Below are 24,924 nucleotides of genomic sequence, written 5' to 3' on the forward strand. Positions count from 1 at the left end.
TTGTCAGTGACAGGTCAATGTAGCCGCTGGTTCCTTCGGCGATGGTGGTTTGTGAGGAGTGAATGCGAATGCCGGGTGTTGCGACGGAATAGAGGGCGTTTGCGATGTTGAGGGCGCCGCCGGAGGCGGCAGCGTCCTCAAAGGCCGGGAAACGGTCCACAGTGTTGAGCAGTGTGTTGCGCACATCGGTGACGGTCAAGTCCGGCTTGTAGGACCACAGCAGGGCGGCGGCGCCTGCAACCTGGGGAGCTGCAAAGGAGGTTCCGGAGGCCCTGGAAATCGTGCCGCCAACCACCACGGTTCGAATGAATTCACCGGGCGCCATCAAATCCACTACTGCTTTTCCGTAGTTGTTGCGTATGGTGCGGTGGCGTCTATCATGCGCCCCGACAACGATGATGTTGTGGAGGTCGTAGCAGGCTGGAGTGTGTGCTTGGGTCTGAGTAGTGAAGTGTCTCGCACCATTCCCGGCTGAATTGACATACAAGACCCCCTCCGCCCCAAGATCGCTTATTCCATCATATTCTGCTTGTGTGTGTGGACAATCCTCCGGACTTCCCCCGCTGTGATTCATGACCCTGATATTGACACCTCTTCTCCGCATCTTGAGAAGGTAATTGAACATGGACATCGTAAAGCCGCGCACGCTCATAATCCGGACATTCCAGGCGACGCCCGTGATTCCATAGTTGTTGTTTCCGCGGGCTCCGAGAACACTGGAAACCTCTGTGCCGTGCGGGTTCCTTTCGCCGTCTTGAATGTTGCCGTCTCCGGGTCCTATGTGGGACGTCCAGCAGCCGTGGATGTCGTCTATGCATCCATTGTTGTCATCGTCCACGTCTTCCTCGCCTTCCAGCTCCGCTTCGTTAACCCACAGGTTAGGGCGCAAGTCCGTGTTGTTCAGGTCAATGCCGGTGTCCCTCACGACGACCACGACATCGTCGCTGCCGGTGGTGTAGGCCCATGCTTCCGGGGCGTCTATGTCCACACCGAATTGGGAATCGTGGAGGTGGTACTGTTTCTCGAAATAAGGGTCGTTGGGGAAGATTCCGGGGGATTCAGCGTGCAGTACCCTTTCAGCGCTAAGGTCCACTTCTGCGTATTTCACCGACGGGTCCTGCTGAATAATTTCCAGCAGCCAGTCTGCATCCCATCCGGCCGGCACTTCAATGACGGACAGGTCGAGTTCGTCCAGGTAGTTTGTGCGTACTTCTTCCATTTGGAGGAGTATCGCCATTGGCCCGTCTGCGGGTTCGGGAATGCCGGACAGACGCTTGGCCAAGAGTATCCGGTGTTTAGTTTTTTTGTCGGGCGGGTCTTCAGGAACGATCTTGATGTTTTTCAGAATGTTCCTGAAATCTTTTTGTGCGGTGTTCGCGGTGTTTGTTCCGGGTGTTTCTGTTTCATCGCGCGGCGGTGTGGAAGATTCGGCCAGCAGTATCATCAGCAAGGCGACAATGCCCCCTCCGGTGAACCATCCGGTATTCCCTTTTTTCCACGAGGCTGTCATGCTGGTAAAGTACTTGCAAACGGCAAAAAATGCCGGTTTTTCAATGGGTATGATATATCAACGGCTGTTTGCCGGTGCCCTGGATTTCTTCTTTCGGGTGCAGTTCCGCTTCGCCGCCTAACCCGTTGCGGGGTTACGGGTCGGTCTGGATGATGGTGGTGTTTGTGAGCACCGCGCCTTCAAGGAAGACGCGCAGGCGCAGGTAGGTGGAGGAGTCTCCGTCGTCGTCTCTTGTGATCAGGAGGGCACGGTTGGGTTGGCCGAGTCTTGCGGCGGCATCAGGGGGGAGGGCCGGAGACAAGCGTATCCAGTGGGTTCTGCCCTCTATATCGTCCTCGTCTATTGAGTGGATGATGATTTCGGTTGCGGTGGCGTCCTCTACGATGGTTGCGGTTACGGGCCAGGTGTTGCCGCTGATGTTGTTGAACAGGTGGTTGATGTCGCCGCCCCCGATTGGTCTTGCGTTGAGGGAGAAAGTCACATCTTGCACGGCCATGCGGTCGAGTGTGATGGTTGCGGTGGCGGTTGGGGCGTTTGTTTCTGTGTTGCTCTGTGTGATGGTGCGGGGCAGGACGGTGATGGTCATGATGGGGGTGTCGCTGTCTTCTATGGTCAGGGTGGCTTGCAGGGGCAGGGCCTGGGGCGAGATGCGGGGGTTTTCGGTGGTGACTTGCAGGTGGATGGTTTTGTCGGGGCCGTTGTAGCCTGGATTGTTGATTGTCTGGATGGTGAAGGTGGCGGAAGTGGAGTCGGCTTCGGCTGTGATGGTTTCGGGCAGCATGTAGTCTGTGTTTGCGGTTGCGGTGCCGGTGGCGGTGATGGTGAATTGTGCGGCGTTGAGCAGCCGGTCGCTGAATTGGATGGTGGCGGTTGCAGTGTCTCCTTCGGTGATGCGTTGGGGTATGTGCAGGGTTGGCCTGATGCCTTCGCTTTGCAGTGTCATGGTTGCGGTGCGTACCATGGTTCGGTAGTCTGTGGTTGAGCGTTCGTCGTTGACCGAGACTTGCAGTGTGATTTCACTGCCGCTGGTTCCAGCGGCGCGGACGGTCATTCTCTGCGGGATGTGCCAGTTGCGGGAAGTGAAGGTCAGTGTGGAGGGTGTGACGACGGCATCGGCGTCAGAGAGCGGGGTGGCGACGCCTTCCAGCACAACGACCTCGCCGGAGGAGGGCCGGACGGGTTCTCTTGTCAATGACAGGTCAATGTAGCCGCTGGTTCCTTCGGCGATGGTGGTTTGTGAGGAGTGAATGCGAATGCCGGGTGTTGCGACGGAATAGAGGGCGTTTGCGATGTTCAGGGCGCCGCCGGAGGCGACGGTGTCTGTGATGACAACGCTTGGAACACCGTCTATAACAACAGTGGCAGTGGTTTTGAATGTATCGAAGCGGTCCACGGTGTCAAGCAGCGCACTGCGAACCTCAGTGACGGTCAAGTCCGGCCTGAACGACCACAGCAGGGCGGCGGCGGCGGCGACATGAGGGGTTGCAAGGGAAGTTCCCCCGACACTACTTTTTCTGTAGCCAGCCGGTGCGAAACGAGTCAGGACATGCAAATTCTCGGCGGGCGCGTACAGGTCGCCAATATTGGTGCCGTAATTGGAGCCTTGGTCTGCGAAGCTAGTACTCACCCAACGAGTCCGGGAAGTCTCACTCTGTCCCGCGACAACAATCATGTTATCGGTTTTGAGGCAGCCCGGGCTGAGTTGCCTCGTCGCCTGTGTTGTGCTGTTGTAATTTATATCGCCGTTTCCAATTGCCTGGACAAACAGGATTCCCTTCTGCCCAGCATCTCTAATTGCATTGCGACGATCGCGATCACGATCGCCCGGATCAAGTGGGTCGCAACCTTCTTCGATGGCTCTGCTGTTATTGACGACCCTGACATTGACCCCTCTATCCCGCGTTCTCATGACATACGCTAATCCTTCCAGAAAAGGGCCCCGCACATACATAATCCGGGTATTCCAGATAACGCCTGTGAGTGCGTAATTGTTGTTTCCTCGCGCCAGAATACTGGAAACCACTCTGCCGTGGTGTTGATGCTCATCAAAAATCCTGCCATCTGCGGGGGTGTTGCGCACATTACAACCATGCATATCGTCTATGCATCCATTGTTGTCATTGTCTATGCCGTCGCCTGCGATTTCACTGCTGTTGACCCAAAGATTGGGGAGCAGGTCTGGAGTAATGTCAAGTTCGCGGTTCTCGAGTACCGCAATGATGACTTTGTCGCTGCCGGTGGTGTAGGCCCACGCTTCCGGGGCGTCTATGTCCACATCGCGGACGGGGTCGTGAAGGTTTGTTTGGGCGTTGAAGGCCGGGTCGTTGGGCCAGATGCTGAAGGATTGCATCTTTTGCTCCTTGTATGCGTGCTTCACTGAAGGATCTTGCCGAATAATTTCCAAAAGCCAATTTGTATCCCATGTGGTGGGTACTTTGACAGCAGTAATGTCGAAATGGCCAAGGTAGGGTGTGTGAACCTCTTCCATTTGGGAGAGTACCGCCATCGGGCCGTTGGCGGGTTCGGGTACGCCGGACATGCGCTTGGCCAATAGCGTCTGATACCCGGCTTTTTCTTCCATGAGATGTTCGGGAACTGTCTTGATGTTTTTCAGGATGGGGCGATAATCTTTTTGTGCGGTTTTTGTTCCGAATGTTGCGACTTCATAACGAGGCGGTGTTGAAGATTCAGCCAGCAATATCATCATCAGAGCGGCAACAGCCCCCCCGATGTACCACCCGGTGTTCTTTGTTTTCCGCAAAAAAGTCATACAGGAAAGGTGCTTGCGAACGGCCAAAAATGGCGGTTTTTCAATGGTTATAATATACCATGCCAAAGGGCGGTTTCTATGGTAGTATCGGCCATCCGTATGAACGGGACATTCATATGAAACCGACTCTTGCAGCAGCGAGACTGCTTTCCATATCAGCGGCATGGGCAATCCTGCCGTTTGCGACGCCCCTGCATGGTGCGTCGCCGGGCTTTCCCTTTGCCGAGGACTTTCAGTCACAATCCCTCCTTAACAGCACCGATACCACTGCACGGTGGACCAGCAGCGTTGTAACGCTTGGGCGTGCGCGCGGCGTTCATGAGTCGGTTTTTACGATGCAGGACAGGCCGGTGGGCGCTGTGGGTAATGCCGAGATTTTTGACATTGCGCTGCAGGATATCAATGGCGACGGTCGTCTGGATATCGTTACCGCCGGCCCGAACGGGGTTGTGGTTTATTTCAATGACCCGGCTTCCGGTTTTTCTCTGGCCAGTTCAACCGTTGTTACGACTACTTCTTCCCACCTGCTGACCTTTGGCGATTATGACAGGGACGGCGACCTGGATATCATTGCCGGTTCCTGGCTCAGGCGTTCCAATGTGATACTGCACAAGAACGACGGGCGCGGCGGGTTTGACAGCGCCGCCATTGATTCCTCGGTTCCGGATCTGGTCGCCAACGGTCTTGCGACAGCGGACATTGACGGCGACGGCCATCTGGACCTTGCGATTGCACTGCAAGGGCGCGAGGGCGGAGTTGACCTTTACCGCAACGATGGCAATGGGGGCTTCAGGCACCAGGACACGGTTGATTCAGGCGGCCCTCACCGGGATATACAGATGGGCGACCTCAACGGGGATGGCCGCCCGGATATTGTGCTTGTCAAGGATGGCGTCGGCGGGTTTCATCTGAACAGTTTTAATCCTGCAAGGCCGGATGTCTGGAGGTTTGAGAGCATGACATCGTTCAGCAGCCGCACAGGCACCCGTCTTGTGCTGGGCGATGTGAACAATGACAGCCATCTGGATATCGTGGTGAGCGTGAGATCGGCGCGCAACAGCGTGCATCTGAACAATGGTTCGGGCGTTTTTGGGTCGGCGTTTATCAGCCCCAACCGCACATCACTGGATGTGGCGCTGGGAGACATTGACGGAGACGGTGATCTGGATGTCGTCGAGGGGAACATTCGGCATCGGCGGGGTTTTTCGTTTATCTACACAAACGACGGCAGCGGGAACTTTGATACAAACGGCTCACGCATTCTTTTGGCCCGCTCAAGGGCGGTGGCGCTTGGTGATGTGGACAATGACGGCGACCTGGACATTGTTTTTGGCAATCAGAACGCCGCGCTGAGAGTCAAAGTGAACCCGGGAATCACCGCCGCTGACGCGCCAAGCGACAGCCTGTTTGACACCGGGCACGGGCGGGTGGTTTCGGGCAAGGTCAATGGTGATGCACAGGTGCCGCATATCGTTTTTCTGACTGCGACGGAAGTGCAGCAGGCGCATACGGAGATTGAATATTACTTGTCCAACGATGGCGGCGAACACTGGGTTCGCGGTTATCCCGGCGAGAGTGTCCGGTTTCTGGCGAGGGGCAATGATTTGCGCTGGCGCGCCGAGTTGAAGTCCCGCTCGTCCACGCTGACGCCGACACTGACGCGGGTCGGCATTGAGAATGTGTTGCAAGTGTCCATTGACGGCGATGTTTTCAGGGGCAACGAGATTTACACCGCAACCAGCCAGACCACACAGAAAGCATCCACGCCGGTGACAATCAGGCTGCTGAACCGAGGCGACCGGGCGCTCACGATTACCGGGATTGAAACCGTTCGGGAAGCATTCGTGTTGCAGGACAGGCAAGGTGAGACTCTGCCTCAACCCTTGTCCATAGAGATAGAAGGCAAGAGCCATGCAGATTTCCGCCTGGTGTTTGAACCGGAGCGGCGGGGAACGACTGACTCAACGCTGACGATTTTTGGCAGTGAGGGAGACCGTGCTTTTCCCGAAGTCAAGGTGGGGTTGAGGGGGCGGGGGCTTGCGCCGGAGATAGGTATTCTGGATATTGATGTTGTTCCCATTGGCGTCCGCGTCGGAACCAGCGGCAGCCAGACTGTAACAATAGAAAACAACGGCGAGGAACTGCTGCGCGTCAGAACTCCAACGATAACGAATCCGCAATATTCACTGGCTAATCCCGCTGCTTTTCCTGTAACCGCGACTGCCGGCAACTTTGTGGAAATTGGATTCTGGTTTGAACCGGAGAAGCCCGGCACCGCCACCACCGACATCATCTTCCCCAGCAATGCGGATAAAGGCACCCAGACAACAACACTGGAAGCCAAGGGCGTCGCCCCGGTGATAGAAATCCCCCCGCCCGCCCTTGTCAGTGTCCGCGAGGGCGGGCGCACAACCGGCGAGATAGTGATAAGAAACACAGGCGACTGGAATATGGCCATCACCGCCGTTACGGGAACAGACACAGTCTTCGATTTTGTCTCCCCCACGACGGCCAGCATCAACGGGTTCGGCCTGATGGTGCCCAGGGAATCATCGGAGACAGTTGTGTTCAGTTTCAGGCCGCAGATGAACGCGCGTTCATCCCCCACCGCCAATATCGTCTTCACCAGCGACGCCTTCAACGAAACGCAGACAGAAGTAATACTGAAAGGCAGGGGCACCGCGCCGGAGGTTGGTTTTGACAAATCGCAACTTCCGGTTGATTTCGGCAATGTTCGTTTCGGTCAAAGCGTCACCCGGACTGTGGTGATAGAAAACATCGGCGACGAGCCGCTGATTGTCAGCGGAGTGGTGTCGGCAGTGACCGACAGTGTGCCGGGCGTGTTCTCGTGGGAGCCTCCCACCGAAGGGGCCGCCAGCCAGACAGTGCCCGCCGGTGAAAGCGCGCTGCTGGGCCTGCGTTTCACGCCGGCGGGCAAGGCGGACTTTGATGACCAACTGATGATAGACAGCGACGCGGTCAACATGTTTAAAGAGCGCCTGACTGTTGAGGGTGAAGGCGTGGCGTCTGTGATGGCCATTGCCATCACCAGCACGGACGCCGGAAATCCGAAGGGCAGCACCGCTTCGGTCGTGTTGCATGATTTCGGGGATGTGACAATCAACGACGATAGATCGAGAAAGGTGATTATTTCCAACGAACTCGGCACTGCGTCGTTGACGGCCGGGATTCCCGCGATTACCGAAAGATTCTTCCAGTGGAAGACACCGCCTCCGGACACGATTGTCCTGGCGGAACACGATTCAACATCCAGCCTGATTCTGGTTTTTGAGCCGGAAGAACGCGGGCCGCGCAGCGCCACGCTGGTTTTTCCCAACGACGCGCTGAATGGCACTCAGACCGTCATACTGAGGGGCCGGGGCACGGGGGCGGAGATGGAACTGCGCGTGGGCGGCGAGATTCTTCTCCCGAACACAACCCACACTGTCAGCGGCATCTGGGTGAACAGAAGCACCGAGGTTCGCGTGGAGGTGCGCAATATCGGCAATGTGTCCATGAAGGTGAACGAGCCGATGAAGGAAGACAGGACCGAAGAAGGGTTCATGCCGCTTGGAAACCATGGCCAGCCGCGTGTTGTGACCGAGAATCAGTCGGTGATTTTCATATATGAGTTCAAACCGAACAAGCGCGGAACCGCCACCACCCTTGTAACTTTCAAAAGCGATGCGGTGAGCAGCGGCGAGCAGACCATCATACTGCACAGCAAGGGTGTGGGGCCTGTGATTTCCACCGTGCCCGGCGCAATCCTGGGCGTACGGTTTGACGATGTTCGCGTCGGCAAAAGCACCGACGAGGAAGTGTTGATAACCAACAAGGGCGATTTTCCGCTGATGATTACTTCGTTGGCGGTGACTAACACGGGTGCCAAGGAAGTGAGCGAATCGGTGATTACGGTGGTGAACCCTCCGGAGTTTCCCAAAGAGTTGTCAGTCGGCACGACCCTGTCGCTCACGCTGCGCTTCACGCCGGAAGACAGGGACGGGGTTGGCGGTCTTCTGCTTATCGGGAGCGATACAGTCGATGGCGGCGGGTTGCTGCCTATTTTTGGCCAGGGCCTTGCGGCGGAGATTTCCATTATCATTACCGCCACCGATGCGGTTGTGGCTCATGACGGTTCCAACCAGCTCATGCTTGAGACGGTGTCATATGGTTTTGGAAATGTGCCGGTTGGCACAAGCGCATCCGCGAAAGTGTCCATTGCCAACGAGCACGGCAATACGCCACTGCGGGTTGGGATTGAAGAGATTAACAACCCGCATTTCAGGTGGGAGAACTATCCTGAAGGCGGCGTGGTTGACTTGGACGCCAGAACAAGCTCCAGCCTGATTCTTACTTTTGAGCCGAAAAGCCACGGGGTGAAGACTGCCGGGTTTGTGGTGGAGAGTGATGCATACAACGCCACCCGGACGGATGTGACGCTGACGGGCGAAGGTTTGGGGGCGGTGATGGAACTCCGGGTGGGCGACAAGCGCCTTGTTCCAGGCATGGCCCACATCATCAGCGCAACCAGAGTGCATGCGAGCACGACGGTTGCCGTGGCGGTGCACAATCTTGGCAATGCGCCGATGGAGATAGACCCTCCGGCGAAGAGTGACAGAGGCGCAATAGAAGGGTTCGCGCTGGTTGGAGCCGATAACATGCGCAAGGTTGTGACCGGCGGCCAATCGGTGACTTTCAGATTCCGGCTCAGCCCGGACGAGCGCGGAACCGCGGTTACCGACATCACCTTTGCCAGCGATGCGGCCAGCAGCGGCAACCAGACCATCACGCTGAATGGCAAGGCCGTGGCGCCGGAGATGGTTGTGTGGGTTGGCGGCGAGAGGCGCGAGTCGGGCAGGGCGCCCTACGACTTCGGGAAAGTGCTGATTGGCAAGACCGCAAGCCGGACAGTGGTGATACGCAATGATGGCGATGCGCCGCTTGAGGTCAGTTCGGTTGTTGCCCGCCTGGTGAGGTTTGGGCACATCTTTACGGTTTCCAGTGACCACCGCACCTGGCCCGTTGTGATTGATGTCGGTTCGTCCAAATCATGGACATTGTCTTTTGAGCCTCTCGATGACAGGACCAGGGTTCCCCATGGAGCACTGGAGATTGACAGCGACGGCTTCGCGGCACAGGACTGGAGCCTGGATTTGGAGGGGCGGGGTGTTGAGCCTGTCATTGAGGTGATGGCCGGCGGCATGACATTGGGATTGAGCGAAACCATTAACCTTCGCACGCCGCCGAATGTGGCGGTGACGACGGATATCATCGTCTGGAACCGGGGGAGTGCCGATTTGACGGTGCATGACATCGGCTTGTGGCGAAGCGATGGTCTCATTGTTGATGCGCTCGGGCACTACAACCTGCCCGGTGGCGGTATGACAATCCCGGAGAACTCTTCCCATACATGGACACTGCACTTCATTCCGCCCGATGTTGCCACCACGCACGCAGAGTTAATCAGGATAGTCAGCAGCGACAAGGCCAGCCCCTTTGATTTGAAGGTGCGCGGTGTTGGTGTGGGGCCTGATTTGGTCACCAGTTTCAGAGGGTGCAGCAGAGAGCAGGACATTCATTGTCATCTGGATGACATACGGGCGGGGGCAACGACTTCTGTGGAATTGACCATAAGCAACCGGGGCAACGAGTTGCTTACGGGCACGGTCAGGATGACACCCGGCAACCGGGATTACCGCGTTTACAGAATAAACGGTTCCGAATTCTTTCGGATTAATCTTGGGCCGGACGAAATAATAACGCGGACAATAACCTTTTCCCCATGGGATGCCAACCCCATACCCCCGGGGCAAAGCTCAAAACACCGACGCGCGGTGTGGGTCAAGATAAGAACCAATGACCCCGTTGAGCGGGAGAGGGTGATAGATGTGTGGGGCCAGATTGTCGGCCCCGAGATGCATGTGGATATTGGCAGTCCGGTTTCAATCTATACCGGAAGCACGGAAACGCGGAAGCGGGAGCATGATTTTGGCGATGTAACGGTGGGCACATCGGCAACCGTGCCGTTGACCATCAGAAATGTGGGCAACCGGACGCTGACGGCGACGGTGAGCGTGAGCGGCGGCGCCTATCGCCTGCTCAACGAGGACGGCAGTTCCGCCAAAAACCGGCTCATCACGATTGGCGCCGGTCTCAACGAACCGCTGGATTTGCGTTTTGTGCCGCCAATCGCCCCCGCACCCTATGAGGAGACGCTGACCATCACCAGCAACGACCATGACGAGGGCGTTTACGAGGTGGCGCTGACAGGCCGGGGGACGGGGAATCCGGCGATGGTGGTCAAGGTTGCCGGGAGTGTGCGCCGGTCCGGGGGAGAGTTCCATTTTGGCGAGCGGCAGGTGAGCATGACAAAAAGCGTGATGGTGAGAATCGAGAACATGGGGAATGCCACTCTTGATCTTGATATGACGAAGCCGGTCAGGGTTGAGACAACCGGGACGGACTTTCTGTTTCTTGAACGCCCTGAATTGCCGGTTTCTAAACTGCGTCCCACCGTGGACGAGCGCCGCGAGCGGCCTTACCGTGTTGGTGAGAGTGCGCCGACGATTTTGGCGGGGAGTTCATCCACCTTCATGCTGCACTTCACACCGGGTGTGCCGTCCAGGGAAGACAACGGCCGGTTGGTGATAAACAGCAACGACCCGAATCATCCGGAATGGAAACTGAACCTGGAAGGCAGCGGCAGAGGCGCTTTGATGCGTGTTACCTTGATTGCCGACGATAAAGTTTACATCCACCCGACGCAGACCCATGTCCATGATGTGGGAGACGTTCTCGTTAACGAGAGGCTGGGCGGGAATGATTTATTCGTGCGGCTCCAGAATTTGGGCAATGAAAACCTGGATGTCACTTTAGGGATGGCTGAAGGCAGCGAGGGTTTTCAAATTAAAAGCGGAGAGGAACGCCATATCATGGGAGAGAATTGGGTTCGACGGCCCCCGATTATTTTTCAACCGACACGGCCCGGAAACCACACGGGGACGGTGGTGATTAGCAGCAATGACGATTTCTTGAGGGAATTCAGGATACAGTTGAAGGGCGAGGGCCTTGCACCGGACATTGATGTTCAGGCCGTTGATTTTGGCGATGTGCAGATTGACGGAAGTTCATCCGCTGAAGTGGTGGTGCACAACAGGGGTGGGGCGTTGCTGACCATCACCGATGCCGTGAGGAGCGCCAACAGTCAATTCAGCGACGATATCAGGCCCCTCCTGCCCATTTCCGTGCAACCCGGGGAGTCTTCTACGCTCAGTGTGTCCTTCTCGCCGACGATGTCGGGAGTTTCCAGCACCACGCTGACTTTCACCAGCAACGCTTATGGCAAGAACAGTTATGCGGTGACACTGGAGGGCCGGGGGAGAGGGAAGCCCCGAATGGAAGTCACCATTGACAATGTTGTGCGGCGGCATGAGGGGGTGCCCTATCAGTTTGCCCCGCAAAAAGTCGGCACGACGGCCAGTGTGGAGGTGACTATCAGTAACAAGGGGAATGACGATCTCAGGATTACATCCATTGAGACGACTCCCACGAGTTTCCGGTTTCTTGACCGCCCCCCGGCGGGAATTTCAGTGTTGCACCCTTCTCTGCCCGAGCGCCACAGACTGGGCTACACCACCACCGGCGATATTGGGCAGCCGGTTGCGGCGGGCAGTTCTGCTACTTTCATGCTGCATTTCAGCCCGAGTTTGCCGTCCAGCGAAGACAACGCCTTGCTGACGATAAGAAGCAACGACCCGGACCATCCGGCCTGGAGCCTGAATCTGGAGGGTAGGGGAACCAGCCGCATGTTGCGCGTGAGGTTGTTTATTGGTGATGACGCCTACGACAATTTTGCCGATACCGAGGTTTATGATGTTGGGGACGGGGTTGTCAGCCAAACATTTTCTTTGTTCAGCGGGCATGTACCAGCTTACAAGGCGAGAGCGAGTGCAGGATTCAAGCCGCCAAAAGCTTCTGCAAGGGTACGCCTCCACAGCATGGGCGACATTCCTGTGACCATCGAGAGCGTTGGGCAGGATAACAACAGCACAGGTTTCTCCCGAATTGAAGACGGATGGAGAGGATCCAGTCCGAACGGGACCTGGGCACAATACAAACTGGTGTTTTTTGAGCCGACGCAACGGGGGATTCATACCGGAACAATAGTAATCAAGAGCGATGACGACCTTTCACCGGTGATGAAAGTACGGTTGAGGGGTCGGGGCATTGCGCCGGGGATTCACACCCGGGTTGACAATTTCGGTGATGTGCCCGTCGGCGGCAGTTCGGTAACCGAGGTGGCGGTGCTCAACGATGGCGATGCGCCGCTGACCGTCAAGGGGGTTGCGGTTGCCGCTGACAGCCCGTTTGAAGCCGATGTGGTTCCATCTGAACTCCCCGTTGTGCAGCCCGGCCTTTCTTCCACATTTCATGTGTCCTTTGCGCCGGTGGAATTGGGTGTTTCGACCGCCGCGCTGATTTTGACAAGCGATGCGCTGGGTGAGCCTGAACATCGGGTGGTGCTGCGGGGCAACGGTGTCAAGCCCGAAAACACGCTTGATATTGAGGTTGGCGGACAGGCGATGACATCGCACGCGCCCTTCAACTTCGGGCGTGTGCGAGTGGGCAAGACAACGGCGGTCGCGGTGACGGTCAGCAACAGGGGCGTTTCCGGTTTAAGGCTGAAGCCGCAGGTGGAAGGCCACGGCTACAGTCTTGCTGACAGCGCCGCCAAGACGGTTACGCAAGGTGTTCCCGGCACCTGGATACTGCGTTTTCAGCCGGAAATTCGCGGCGCCCATCAGAGTACATTGACCATTGTGGATGTGGACAATCCCCTCAATTCCCGGGCATGGGGATTGACGGGTTTCGGGCACGGGCCGCAGATTAAAGTGGCGGTTGGCGACAGCGCGTACAACTCTGGCACAGATTATGGCTTTGGCACGATAAGTTACGGTTCGGCCACAACCGCCGTGGTGAAAATCACAAACAAAGGCAACTCTGCCCTGAACATCAAATCCATCAAGGTGACTCCGGAAAAACTGGAATATTCGGCCCACTTGAACCTTGATCCGGAAGAAGATCGTACAATATCTGGCAACGGGGCGATTGACACTGGTTATAGCCTCGTCAACAGCAACATCCGGATAATCCCGTCCAGCAACTCCGCTTCTTTTGAACTGCATTTCACGCCGGTCATACCGATTGCCAATGACAGTGTTTTGACGATTGTCAGCGACGATCCGGAACATCCCGAGTGGAACCTGAATTTGACAGGGCGCGGGACCGGGCCTTTTCTGGCATTTTTCAATTCAGGGCGTATTCGCGCCAATAATACTCTTTTTATAGTATCCGCCGATGTTGGTTCTGAATACAGCCCGAATTATGTTAACTTTGATTATGTGAATCTTGGTGATTCCGTGTTGAGGGAAACTGCTCCTTCCAGGATTGCAGGTGAAGGTTTCAATTTGGAATACGGTCCGTGGGGCAGCCTTTCCCCGAATCAATCACCTCTTTTTATTGCATGGCCGCAAATTACTTTTGCTCCGACGAGAGCGGGTATTCACACTGGTACTCACACGCTTTACAGCAATGACAGAATCAACCCCGAATTCACGATACGTTTACAGGGCATCGGTCGCGCTGCGGGGATTGCCGTAGCAGCAGGCGGCAGTTCCATAGACTCGCTTGAGGAATACAATTTTGGCGATATTCCCGTCAACGGCAGTTCACAAACGCGGGTGGAAATCAGCAACGGCGGCAATGGCCCGGTTTTGAGCATCACCGACATCTCGGTGAACGGCAATGAGCAGTTCAATGCAAGAATCACGCCTTACCCACTGTATCCTGTCACCATGTCGTCCGGGACTGACTCCTGGTCGTTTGACCTGTCTTTTGCGCCGACTGAAGTGACTTCGGTCAGCGCCCGGCTGGTCATTTCCAGCAATGCCCACGAAGAGGGGACTTTCGTAATCCGGTTGCGCGGCAAAGGCGTTCCTGCGGAGCCTGCGCCATCGGCCTGGGCGGACGGCGTGCAAAGACCTGCGACACCGGCCTTTGCCGAGTCTGAACCTGATGGCGCCCCGCGTTTTGTCGGTCTTGGGTATGCGGACGGGCAAAGCCGTTTGTGGCTGGCGTTTGATGAACCGGCGCAGATATTGAGCGGCGCCGATGCGCGCACGCTGTCGGACGGCGCCTTGTTGTCGGGGTTTGAGGTGCTGCCGAATTACGATGGGGGCGACAGCGGCGAAGACATCGGCGTGCTGCGCGCCCGTTACCGTAGCGGCGGCGTGGTGATGGACCTTGCACGCAACATTGTTCCCGCCGATGCGTCGGTGTGGGTGCGTTACACGCCGCCGTCCGATGGCGTGTCGGGCATTTACGATCTGGCCAGCCCGCCCAACCGGATTTCGTCGGTTCGGTTGTTCATGCTGCCGCGCAGCGCGGTTCTGGATTATGACGGCGACGGTTTTCCGGATGCGCTGGAGGCGCGTTTGGGCGGCAATCCGCTGGTGGCGGGCGATATGGTTGGTTTGCCGGAGGTTGCGTTGTTGCGGGCGGGCGCTGCGGGCAGTCCGGCGGCGGTTGCGTATTCGGGCATTCGCGCGGACGGCGTGGCGGCGCATCTTGGCGTGGTGACGACCGGCGCAAGCAGTCTTGCGGCGTATTACCTGTCGGATACCTTCGGTTACAGCGGCGGTTATGCGCTGGGTGTGGACGGTTACGGGTGCGCCGGGCGGTTTCCGGCGGATTATGCGTCGCCGTTGTTCGGCGGTGGCTGTGCGGTGGTGGATTTCAACAACATCCGCGCGGGCGTTGAACACCGCATCGGCTGGCTTGCGACAAATGATGCCGGTTACTGGGCGGTTGCACAAGGCACGGCAAGCCGTTTGCCGGAACAGGTTGTTTTGCGCGTTCCGGAATTCAACATGAAGCGTCGCAATGTGTTTGTGTCCAACTCCGCCGCTGATGCGCCGGTGGTTGTGGGCGCGTTCCATGACGGGCCTGCGTCTTCGCAGTCGTTGACGGTGTCGTTGAGCAATGTGGCCGCCGTTGACAGTCCGTCTTCAAAGGAGCCGGATGGTTTCAGTGTGTCCGTCGTGGGCGTGACGACAGACACAACCAGTTATGCGATTACCGGCGTGCAGTCGGGCGAAGACGGCAAGTTGTGGCTTGCGGGCGACCCGCTGTCGTCGCTGACGCCGGACAAGTATTCGCTCGGCAAGGTAACGCAAACCGATGTGGTGCGCCTTGGCGACGACAGCCTGCCGCCGCTGTTTGGCCGCGTATCGCTGTATGAGGGCAGCACGGCAAGCGAGAACGAAAGGCACGCAGTGGTGGTGCGCGGCACGGAGAATTACATTGCGCTGTTGCCGGTGGTGCAGGGTTCGGCGCAGACAGCGTCTGCGTTTGAAGTGTCGCCGTGGGATGGCGCAGGTGGTGGGCCGGTTGCCGTGGACGACAGGATACTTGCGGTGAATGAGACATCGCCGGTGGCGGACGGCGCGTTGGTGAGGATTGCGTTCACGGCGTCAAACCCGCCCGCGACGGTCAGAAACACGGTGTCGCTTGAAGTGGCGGCGTCGTCAGCGGGTGCGGACACGGCGACAACAGTGCTGACCTGGCCGGTGATAGACAGCGCCGATGCGCTGGCTTCCATTGCGGGCGATGGCGACAACGACGGCATACCGGATGCGCGCGACAGTTACCGGTTGCTGAACCGCCTGCCGGTTTCGGTGGCGGGCGGCGTCAGCGGCTACCCCGACCGCAGTTCGGCGGGCGCGGACGGGTGGCATCACATTCGCCCGCTGTCGCCGTTGCACAGCCAGCATGTCGGCAGTTATGCGACGCGCGCAGGTTTGTCGTTCCAAACCGGCTTTGCCGAGGACGGGCAGATGCTGGTGCAGCTTTATATCACAACGCCTGAAGAGCAATCTCCGCTTGCGGCGGACTACCAGCCGGGCGTTCCGATACAGATGAATTACGCTGATTTTGCGGCGTCGCTGTCGCATGGTGAGTTCAACGCGATGGCGCGGCAGTCGCGGCAGGATATTGCGGTGGTGTATAACTTCCGCTTGCATGGTGTGGAGCCGTCGGTTGCAGAAGATACATCACTCGCCGGAGGCCGTGCAGGTGTGGTCATCCCGCTGCCGGAGTCATTGCGCGATGACACCAACATACTGCCGCTGCACTACGCCGGCGGCGCGTGGATTGGTTTCAGCACCGAACCTGACACCCCCGCCGCGGCAGGCTTCGCTCCATTACAGGCAGGCGTCTGCCCGGACGACAGCGGCGTTGCCGGCAGCCCCTACCGCACTGAAAACGGCGTCCTGAACACCCGCAAGCGCACAGGCGACGCCTGCATGGTGCTGTATCTGACCGACGGCGCCGCCGCCGACCGCGACGGCAACATCAACGGCGTTGTGGAAGCGCTGATTGGCCTCGCCGTTATCGTGCTGCCGCGCACCCATCCCACCGCCGCTGTCCCGCATAGTCACTGACGCCAATACCCCGGTTTCCTGTTTGGCAGGAATGGCGGCAAGGTGGCGTTCTGAATTCCCGCCAACCGCCGCCCGGTTTCCTGTATAGTTTCCCTCCGTCGGCGGGCGACCACCGCGCGCCTCAACCCGGAAACACTCATGAAAGACAACCAACAGCCGCCGCTGGTGCTGGCGTCGGGTTCGCGTTACCGGCGTGATGCGCTGCGCCGTCTTGGGCTGGCGTTTGAGGTGCGCGCGGCGGACATTTGCGAGACGCCGCTTGAAGGTGAGTCCGGCGCGCAACTGGTCGAGCGTCTGGCGAAGGCCAAGGCCGACGCCGTCGCGCCGCATTACCCCGGCGCGCTGATCATCGGCTGCGACGAATGCGCCGCCGCCGGCGACGCGCTGCTCGGCAAGCCCGGCGACTTTGATTGCGCGCGCCGCCAGTTGCTCGACTGCGCCGGGCGCACGGTGGTCTTTCACAGCGGCGTGTGCGTGCTGGATACGCGCAACGGCAACCGCCGCTTCGCCGATGTGCCGACGCGCGTGCACTACCGCCGCCTGAACGAGCGGCAAATTGAGTCCTACCTGCGGCGCGACAAGCCGTACGACTGCGCCGGCAGTTTCCGTTCGGAAAGCCTCGGCGCGCTGCTGTGCGAACGCATTGAAAGCGAAGACCCCAGCGCACTGCTCGGCCTGCCGCTGATTGCGCTGGCCAACATGCTGGAAGAGGCCGGTTTCAAGATGTTGTAAAGCGGCGCGCCGCCGTTCGCCGCGCTGTCGGCGTGAAAGCGGGCTGCCGTTGCTTGTTGCGCCGACGCAAAAGCCGTGCGCGCCATTCGCCGCGCCGCGGTGCAGGCAAATACCCGCGTCAGTGCAGCGTCGGCGTCGCCAGATGGTTCAGCAGCGTGTGCGCGGCTTGCTGGCCGAATCTCTTTGAGACCACGCTCAGCAGCGTTTCCGGCGGCTGGTATTCCACGACCTCTTCGGCGCCGATGATTTCGCGCGCGACATAGCGCACATCGCCGATGCCGTCGGTCAGGCCGAGCGTAACGGCCTGCTCGCCGCTCCACACCAGGCCGGAGAACAGGTCGGGGTCGTCGCCGAGGCGCGCGCCGCGGCCTTCGCGCACGCGCCGGATGAATTGCTGGTGCACCTCGTCAATCACCGCCTGCAAATGCGCCGCCGCCTCTTCGTCGCGCGGCAGAAACGGGTCCAGCATGTCCTTGAAGCGCCCGGCCTTCAGCGTGCGCCGCTCAACGCCGAGTTTCTCGATGGCCTCGACAAAGCCGAAACTGCTCGCGGTTACGCCGATGGAACCGATCAGACTGGCGGCGTCGGCGTAAATCTCGTCGGCGGCGACCGCCGCGTAATAGGCGCCCGACGCGCAAATATCAATCGCCACCGCGACGATCATCTTGTCCGGGTATTCCCCGCGCAGGCGGCGGATGGCGTCGTTAATCTGCGCCGACTGCACCGGGCTGCCGCCGGGACTGTTGATGTGCAGCACCACGCCCCTGGAGTTCTCGTTCTCAAACGCCTGTTCCAGCGCCTTGACAATGCGGTCGCCCGACGCCGGCGCGCCGTCAAGGATGATGCCCTCCAGTTTCACCAGCGCGGTGTGTTCGGCATGGCGCCCGAGCGCCTGCATGCCCTGCGGCTGAAACGAGGCCGCCACCAGCACGCCCGCTATCAGCGCCAGCACCGCGAGCCGGAAGAAAATCTTCCAGCGCCGCGCGCGGCGCTGCTCGTCCAGCGTGGATTGCAGCAGTTTGCGCAGCACATCGCGCTCCCACCGGTCGTTGTCGTTTTCCATTTTTGGCCTTTTCGTCGCGTGCGCCGATAGCGGCGCCCGCTTGCCCCTGCATTTTGGCACAATGCCGCTTGTTTTGACAGGGCCTTTTCAGCGCGTGCGCCGCCTATTCACCGCGTGCGCCGGTAGCGGCGCACGCTAACACCGTTTGTTTTGGCATGGCGCTGCCGGTGTTGAACCGAACCTTTTATAGTTGTTTCAATAAGGCTTCCAGTTCGTCCGGCAGCGGGGCCTCGCACGCCAGTGTCTTGCCGTTCCATTCAAACGCCAGCCGTCGGGCGTGCAGGAACATGCGTTTCAGGCCCATCTTTGCGAGGGTGCGGTTGGCGGTGAAATTGCCGTATTTGCGGTCGCCGGCCACCGGGTGGCCGCAGTGTGCGGCGTGCACGCGAATCTGGTGCGTGCGCCCGGTCAGCAGTCGCACCTCGACCAGCGTGTGGCCCTTGCAGCGGCGCAGCACCTTGAAGCGGCTGGTCGCGGCCTTGCCGTCGTCGTCGGCATGCAGGCGCTGCGGGCCGCGCGCCAGCGCCTGCGACACCTCGCCCGGCGCGTCCCAGCGCCCGATAACCAGCGCGTTGTAGCGCTTGTCCACATCGCCCGCGCGAAAGGCGTTGTGCAGACGCAGCAGCGCGGCGCGCGATTTGGCGGCGGCCAGGCAGCCGCTGGTGCTTTTGTCGAGGCGGTGGGCGAGTTGCACATCGTCGTCCGGGCGCATCCGGCGCAGCACATCCACGACGCCGTAATTGTGGCCGGTGCCGGCGTGCGCGGCGCGGTTGGCGGGCTTGTTGATGACGATGAGTTCGCCGTCCTCGTGCAGAATCCGCCGTTCCAGCGCGGCGATGTCGCCGTCGCCGACGGATGTTGCGCGCACCGGCGCGGCCTCCAGCGGCGGCACGCGAACGCGGTCGCCGGCGCCGAGGCGCTGGTGCGGTTTCGCGCGGCGGCTGTTGACGCGCACCTCGCCGCTGCGGATTGTGCGGTACAGGCGGCTCTTCGGAATGTGTTTGTAGCGCGCCAGCAAAAAGTTGTCCAGCCGCTGCCCGTCGCCGGCATCGCCGACCTTTAGGTAGCGCACGCGCCGCCCGCCGTCCGCCTCCGTTGTGTGGTTCGTCTGCACCTTGTTCATCTGCATCGGTTCATCTGCACGGGCCACTGTACCAGCCATTGCCCAAAGGCGGCAATCCGGCGGCAATCCGGCGCGTGGCGGCGCGTATCCGGGCGCTGGCCGGGGCGCCGTGGCGCGCGGATTCAGGCGGCCCGGAATCTGTGTTACAATAAGCCATTGCCCGCGTTGCACCCGAACAGGGATGCGCGGGAGAACAAGCAAATGGCTATCCCCGGACAACAGACGGAACAGCGACAGTGGCGGCAACACCGCGTGCCGCGCATTGCCCCGGTTTCATCCGTCTGCGCGGGCCGTCGCACGCCGACCGCCGTCCGCCGCGGGGATTCGCAAAGGGCATCAATGATTAACCGGACCACCAACGCCACGGGCTCTTTCCCGACCCTTATTCCAACTCCGTCGCGCCGCCCGGCGACGGCGCCGCTCCACGGTGAGCGCGGCCCCGCGTTGTGTCCCATCAAAGTGGAAAAAAACAAAATCAATGAAAAGAATTTTAGTCAATGCGACTCAGCAGGAAGAGTTGCGCGTGGCCGTCGTGGACGGCCAGAAATTGTGCAACCTGGACATCGAAACCCCCGCCGACCGGCTCAAGAAGGGCAGCATCTACAAGGGCGTCGTCACATCGGTGGCGCCCAGCCTCAACGCGGCGTTTGTTGACTACGGCGCCGAGCGCCACGGCTTTCTGCCGTTCAAGGACATCGCGCGGGCGCGCGGCGGCGATTCGGGCCGCGGCCCGGTCAAAGAAGGCCAGCAACTGGTCGTGCAAATCGCGCGCGAGGAGCGCGGCGACAAAGGCTCGCTGCTGACGACCTACATCAGCCTCGTCAGCCGCTACCTGGTGCTGATGCCGAACAACTCGAAAGCGGGCGGCGTGTCGCAGCGCATCGAGGGCGAAGACCGCGAAGAGGCGCGCGACGCGCTGCAAAAACTCGACCGCCACGACGGCGAGGGCGTTATCGTGCGCACCGCCGGCATCAACCGCGACGCCGGCCTGTTGCAGCGCGACCTCGACTACCTGCGCGTGCTGTGGCGCGCCATCTGCAAGGCCGGCGACGAGCGCGCCGCGCCGTTTCTGATCTACCAGGAAAGCAACATCGTCGTCCAGGCGATGCGCGACTATATGCACGAGGACATTGACGAAATCCTGATAGACGACGACCAGGTGTACCGCGAGGCCAAGGAGTTTTTCCGGCTGATTGCGCCGCAGGATTCAAGAAAACTGTCGCTGTACGACGGCACCGCGCCGCTGTTCAGCGACATGCAGGTCGAGAGCCAGATTGAGAAGGTGTTCGACCGCAAGGTCTCGCTGCCGTCCGGCGGCGCCATCGTCATTGACCACACCGAGGCGCTGACGACGATCGACATCAACTCGGCGCGCGCGACGCGGCGCGGCAACATCGAGGAGACCGCGCTGCACACCAACCTTGAGGCGGCGGACGAGGTGGCGCGCCAGTTGCGCCTGCGCGACCTCGGCGGCCTGATTGTGATTGACTTCATCGACATGACGCCGCCCGCCAACCAGCGCCGCGTCGAGAACCGGCTGGCCGACGCCTTCAAGCAGGACCGCGCGCGCATCCGCCTCGGGCGCATTTCGCGTTTCGGCCTGTTTGAGATGTCGCGCCAGCGCCTGCGCCCGTCGCTCGGCGAATCAAGCCAGCAGGTGTGCCCGCGTTGCAGCGGCCACGGCTTTATCCGCACGGTCGAGTCGAGCGCGCTCGCGGTGCTGCGGCTGATGGAGGAAGAGGCGCTGAAAGAGAAGGTGCGGCGCGTCGTCGCGCAGGTGCCGGTCGAGATCAACAGTTTTCTGCTGAACGAGAAGCGCGCCGCCATCAACGAGATTGAGAACCGCCACGGCGTCAGCCTCGTCATCGCCGCCGACATCCAGATGGAGACGCCGCATTACCGCGTCACCTGTTACCGCGAGAGCGACCCGACCAACAAGGACAAGAGCAGTTACCAACTGGTGGCGGCGAGGGAGCCGCGCCCGATGCGCGCCGCGCCGCGCCCGCAGGAAGCCGCCGAGGAAGCGGCGGTTACGCTGATGTCAACCAACGGCAAGTTCCCCGGCAAGGGGCTGCTCTCGACCTTGTCGCGCCTGTTCAGGAAGAAGCCGGAACAGGAGGGCGCGCGCGCGCAGCCGGCGGACGGCGAACGCGGTTCGTCGTCGCGGCGCGGGCGGCGGCGGCGCGGCGGCCAGCGTGGCGGCGCCGGCGCGCGCGAGCAGCGCAGGGAACAACGGGGCGAACAGCGCGGCGGACAGCGCGGAGAACCGCGTGATGAACCGCGGGGCGAGCAGCGGGGCGAGCAACGCGCCGAACCGCGGGGCGAACCGCGCGACCGGCGTTCCGGCGACGGACGGCAAGAGCAGCAGGCGGGCGACGGCCAGCGCGGACGGCGCGGACGCCGCCGCGGCCAGCGCGGCGGCCAGCGCCACCGGCGCGACGGATCAGGCCGGCACGAGGAAGGCGAGGCGCGCGCCGAGTCGCGCGACCGGCAGCGCCAGCGCGCCGACAGGGGCGCGTCCGCGCGTCCGCGCGATGACGACAGGGTGCGGGAGCGCGGGCGGGACGCCGCGGCGGTTGAAACCGCGGCGGTCGGGAGCGCACCCTTCATGCCGGCGGATGACACCTCGCTGCCGCGGGAATCACAGCCGCCGTACGAATCCGGCGCATTGCATGAGTCGTCGCACGAATCCGATGCGCCGCATGAGCCGTCGCACGAATCACAGCCTTCGCACGAGTCCGATGCGCCGCATGAGCCGTCGTACGAATCACAGCCTTCGCACGAATCCGGTGTGTCGCATGAGTCGTCGTACGAATCACAACTCCCGCACGAATCCGGCACACCGCATGAGTCATTGCACGATGCACAGCCCGCGCACGAAGACTCGCCGCCGGACGAACCGCCGCGCGAGCCGCCGCAGCCGTCGTATCCGGCGCGTGAAGTCACACCCGACACCGCCGCCGGCCTCTCGCATCTGCCGGAAAACGCCATCGGCAAGGCGCCGCCGAGGGACGCGCCGCTGCCGTCGGCGCCGTCCGGCCTGACCCAGGTGGAGACCAAGGAAAAAAATTCCGCCCCGGTGGAATGAAAATCCGCCTGTCGAACACCCTCAGCGGCGGCAAGGATGAATTTGTCCCGCTGAGGGAAGACCGCGTCACGATGTATGTGTGCGGGCCGACGGTCTATAACTACATCCACATCGGCAACGCCCGCCCGATTGTCGTCTTTGATCTGCTCTACCGGCTGCTGAAAAGTCATTACCGGATGGTGGTCTATGTCCGCAACATCACCGATGTGGACGACAAGATCATCGCCGCCGCCGCTGCCGAAAAGGTCGCCATCGGCGAACTGACGCGCCGCTACACCGCCGCCTTCTACGACGACATCGCGCCGCTCGGCGTGCTGGCGCCGGACATCGAGCCGCGCGCGACCGGCTACATCCGCCCGATGATCAAGATGGTCGAGCGCCTGCTCGCCGGCGGCCACGCCTACGAGGCCGGGGGCCATGTCCTGTTTCATGTGCCGGCGATGCCGGACTACGGGAAACTGTCGCGCCGCGACCTCGCCGGGTTGCAGCCCGGCGCGCGCGTTGAGGTGGAGTCGTACAAGCGCCACCCGTCCGATTTTGTGCTGTGGAAACCGGCCTCCGGCGGCGAAACCGGCTGGGAAAGCCCGTGGGGGCGGGGCCGTCCGGGCTGGCATCTGGAGTGTTCGGTGATGGCCGGCGTCCACCTCGGCGAGACGATTGACATTCACGGCGGCGGGCGCGACCTGGTGTTTCCGCACCACGAGAACGAGATCGCGCAAAGCACCTGCGCGCACGGCGGCAGGCCGTTTGCGCGCCACTGGGTGCACAACGGCTACATCACCGTCGAGGGCGAGAAGATGTCGAAGTCGCTCGGCAATTTCCTGACGCTGCGCGATGTGCTGAAAAAACACCACGGCGAATGCGTGCGCCTGGCGCTGCTCGGCGTGCATTACAAGAAGCCGCTCGACTGGTCGGACGGCGTGCTGGAACAGGCGCGGCGCGCGCTCGAGAAATGGTACCGCCTGCTGCTCGACGCGCGCCCCGGCGTCGCCGCCGACGCCGACCCGGCGGTGACCGAGGCGCTGTGCGACGACATGAACACGCCGCAGGCGATCGCGCGGCTGCACGAGATCGCGCACGCCGCCTCCGCCGCGCCCGCCGCCGACCGCGCGCGCCATCTGGCGTCGCTGCGCGCGTCGGCGGCGGCGCTCGGCCTGCTCGGGCACGACCCGCAGGCGTGGCTGCGCTGGCGCCCCGCCGCCGCCGCCGGCCTCGGCGACGCCGAAATTGAGGCGCTGATTGCCGAACGCAACCGCGCCCGCGACAACCGCGACTACCCGGCGGCGGACCGCATACGCCAACGCCTCGCGCAGGCCGGCGTCGTCCTTGAAGACGGCGCCGAAGGCACGCGCTGGCTCAGGCAGTGATGCTGCGCCTGCTGACTTTTCTGATCAAGGGGTTTCGCCTGCTGCTGACGCCGTTCACCGGCGCGCGCTGCCGTTTTTATCCGACCTGCTCGGACTACGCATTGCAGGCCGTCGCGTTGCACGGGCCGCTGAAAGGCGCGTGGCTTGCGCTGCGCCGGCTGCTGCGCTGCCATCCGTTCTCGCCCGGCGGCGTTGATCCGGTGCCGCCCGGCGGCGGGCGCCGTGCTAAAATGAACCGCATGACCAACGCCGAATCACACAACGCCAATCCGCCCGACGCCGAATCACAATTCGCGGCGCGCGACAGCATAGAACAGGTGGAGGAGGGCGATCGCCTCGCGCCGAAGTTTGACGACAACGGCCTGCTGCCCGTCGTCACAACCGATTACGCCAGCGGCGAGGTGCTGATGCACGGCTACATGAACCGCGAGGCGCTGGCGCGCACCATTGACACCGGCGACGCCCACTACTGGAGCCGCAGCCGCCGCCGCCTGTGGCGCAAGGGCGAGACCAGCGGCCTGGTGCAGAAAGTCCGCCAGATTCTGATAGATGACGACCAGGACGCGGTGTGGCTGCGCGTTGAAGTCGGCGGCGACGGCGCCAGTTGCCATGTCGGCTACCGCTCGTGCTTCTACCGCGAAGTGTTGACCGGCGCGCCGTCCGGCGGCGGCGCGCGCCTGCGCTTCACGCAGACCGACAAGATGTTCGACCCGGAAGTCGTCTATCGCGGCCAGCCCAACCCGACGCGGTTGTAGGCTGCGGGCTTTGCCG

11 protein-coding genes and 1 pseudogene are annotated in these 24,924 nt (G+C 60.9%); 8 read left to right on the forward strand and 4 right to left on the reverse strand.

From position 1 onward, the window contains the following. A partial coding sequence (locus tag OXU50_07205; protein MDD9869661.1) for a S8 family serine peptidase occupies nt 1–1,444 on the reverse strand: 1,444 nt, incomplete at its 3' end. Between OXU50_07205 and OXU50_07210 the strand changes: the two genes are divergently transcribed. Next, nucleotides 1,419–1,631 carry a hypothetical protein gene (locus tag OXU50_07210; protein MDD9869662.1) on the forward strand — a complete coding sequence of 71 codons (213 nt, stop codon included), beginning with the start codon at nt 1,419–1,421 and terminating at the stop codon, nt 1,629–1,631. The genes OXU50_07205 and OXU50_07210 overlap by 26 nt on opposite strands. A gap of 12 nt (nt 1,632–1,643) precedes the next feature. Here OXU50_07210 and OXU50_07215 read toward each other — a convergent pair whose 3' ends face one another. Then, nucleotides 1,644–3,605, reverse strand: coding sequence for a S8 family serine peptidase (locus tag OXU50_07215; protein ID MDD9869663.1), 1,962 nt, complete (start codon nt 3,603–3,605; stop codon nt 1,644–1,646). Between OXU50_07215 and OXU50_07220 the strand changes: the two genes are divergently transcribed. From OXU50_07220 to OXU50_07230, 3 genes are all read left to right on the forward strand, one after another. Beyond that, nucleotides 3,543–3,890: a hypothetical protein gene (locus OXU50_07220; protein ID MDD9869664.1), complete on the forward strand. Its 348-nt coding sequence runs from the start codon at nt 3,543–3,545 to the stop codon at nt 3,888–3,890. The two genes, OXU50_07215 and OXU50_07220, sit on opposite strands and share 63 nt — an antisense overlap. A 506-nt stretch (nt 3,891–4,396) precedes the next feature. Beyond that, the gene (locus OXU50_07225) at nt 4,397–16,780 is read left to right on the forward strand and encodes a choice-of-anchor D domain-containing protein (protein ID MDD9869665.1); all 12,384 of its coding nucleotides are present in this window, start codon (nt 4,397–4,399) and stop codon (nt 16,778–16,780) included. 138 nt (nt 16,781–16,918) lie between these two features. Continuing rightward, nucleotides 16,919–17,512 (forward strand): Maf family nucleotide pyrophosphatase, encoded by a 594-nt coding sequence (locus OXU50_07230; protein ID MDD9869666.1) that lies wholly within the window; start codon nt 16,919–16,921, stop codon nt 17,510–17,512. A 118-nt stretch (nt 17,513–17,630) separates the two neighbouring features. Here the strand turns inward: OXU50_07230 and OXU50_07235 are convergent, their stop codons facing one another. Beyond that, nucleotides 17,631–18,575 (reverse strand): S49 family peptidase, encoded by a 945-nt coding sequence (locus OXU50_07235; GenBank protein ID MDD9869667.1) that lies wholly within the window; start codon nt 18,573–18,575, stop codon nt 17,631–17,633. A 184-nt stretch (nt 18,576–18,759) separates the two neighbouring features. Further along, on the reverse strand, nt 18,760–19,704 hold the full coding sequence (locus tag OXU50_07240) for an RluA family pseudouridine synthase (protein MDD9869668.1): 945 nt from the start codon (nt 19,702–19,704) through the stop codon (nt 18,760–18,762). Nucleotides 19,705–20,176: 472 nt separating this feature from the next. On the opposite strand from OXU50_07240, the gene OXU50_07245 reads away from it, so the two are divergent. The 4 genes and pseudogenes from OXU50_07245 (at nt 20,177) to hisI (ending at nt 24,908) form a co-directional block, all read left to right on the forward strand. Next, nucleotides 20,177–22,786, forward strand: coding sequence for an Rne/Rng family ribonuclease (locus tag OXU50_07245; GenBank protein MDD9869669.1), 2,610 nt, complete (start codon nt 20,177–20,179; stop codon nt 22,784–22,786). Next, complete coding sequence (gene cysS / locus OXU50_07250; GenBank protein ID MDD9869670.1) at nt 22,783–24,153, forward strand: cysteine--tRNA ligase; 1,371 nt, start codon at nt 22,783–22,785, stop codon at nt 24,151–24,153. Before OXU50_07245 ends, cysS begins: the two co-directional genes overlap by 4 nt. Continuing rightward, nucleotides 24,153–24,296, forward strand: a pseudogene (gene yidD, locus OXU50_07255) (membrane protein insertion efficiency factor YidD). Before cysS ends, yidD begins: the two are co-directional and overlap by 1 nt. A gap of 96 nt (nt 24,297–24,392) precedes the next feature. Continuing rightward, entirely contained in the window at nt 24,393–24,908 is a 516-nt protein-coding gene (hisI, locus tag OXU50_07260) for a phosphoribosyl-AMP cyclohydrolase (GenBank protein MDD9869671.1), read from the forward strand. Nucleotides 24,909–24,924: the final 16 nt, after the last annotated feature.

Source organism: Gammaproteobacteria bacterium (genome assembly GCA_028817225.1).
Lineage (GTDB): Bacteria > Pseudomonadota > Gammaproteobacteria > Poriferisulfidales > Oxydemutatoraceae > Oxydemutator.

What these genes read in the sequence shown, in the direction of transcription:
- OXU50_07240 (MDD9869668.1), bottom strand. Translation starts at nt 19,704, where the DNA reads ATGCAGATGAACAAGGTGCAGACGAACCACACAACGGAGGCGGACGGC.
- OXU50_07225 (MDD9869665.1), top strand. Translation starts at nt 4,397, where the DNA reads ATGAAACCGACTCTTGCAGCAGCGAGACTGCTTTCCATATCAGCGGCA.
- OXU50_07215 (MDD9869663.1), bottom strand. Translation starts at nt 3,605, where the DNA reads ATGCATGGTTGTAATGTGCGCAACACCCCCGCAGATGGCAGGATTTTT.
- OXU50_07230 (MDD9869666.1), top strand. Translation starts at nt 16,919, where the DNA reads ATGAAAGACAACCAACAGCCGCCGCTGGTGCTGGCGTCGGGTTCGCGT.
- cysS (MDD9869670.1), top strand. Translation starts at nt 22,783, where the DNA reads ATGAAAATCCGCCTGTCGAACACCCTCAGCGGCGGCAAGGATGAATTT.
- hisI (MDD9869671.1), top strand. Translation starts at nt 24,393, where the DNA reads ATGACCAACGCCGAATCACACAACGCCAATCCGCCCGACGCCGAATCA.
- OXU50_07245 (MDD9869669.1), top strand. Translation starts at nt 20,177, where the DNA reads ATGAAAAGAATTTTAGTCAATGCGACTCAGCAGGAAGAGTTGCGCGTG.
- OXU50_07235 (MDD9869667.1), bottom strand. Translation starts at nt 18,575, where the DNA reads ATGGAAAACGACAACGACCGGTGGGAGCGCGATGTGCTGCGCAAACTG.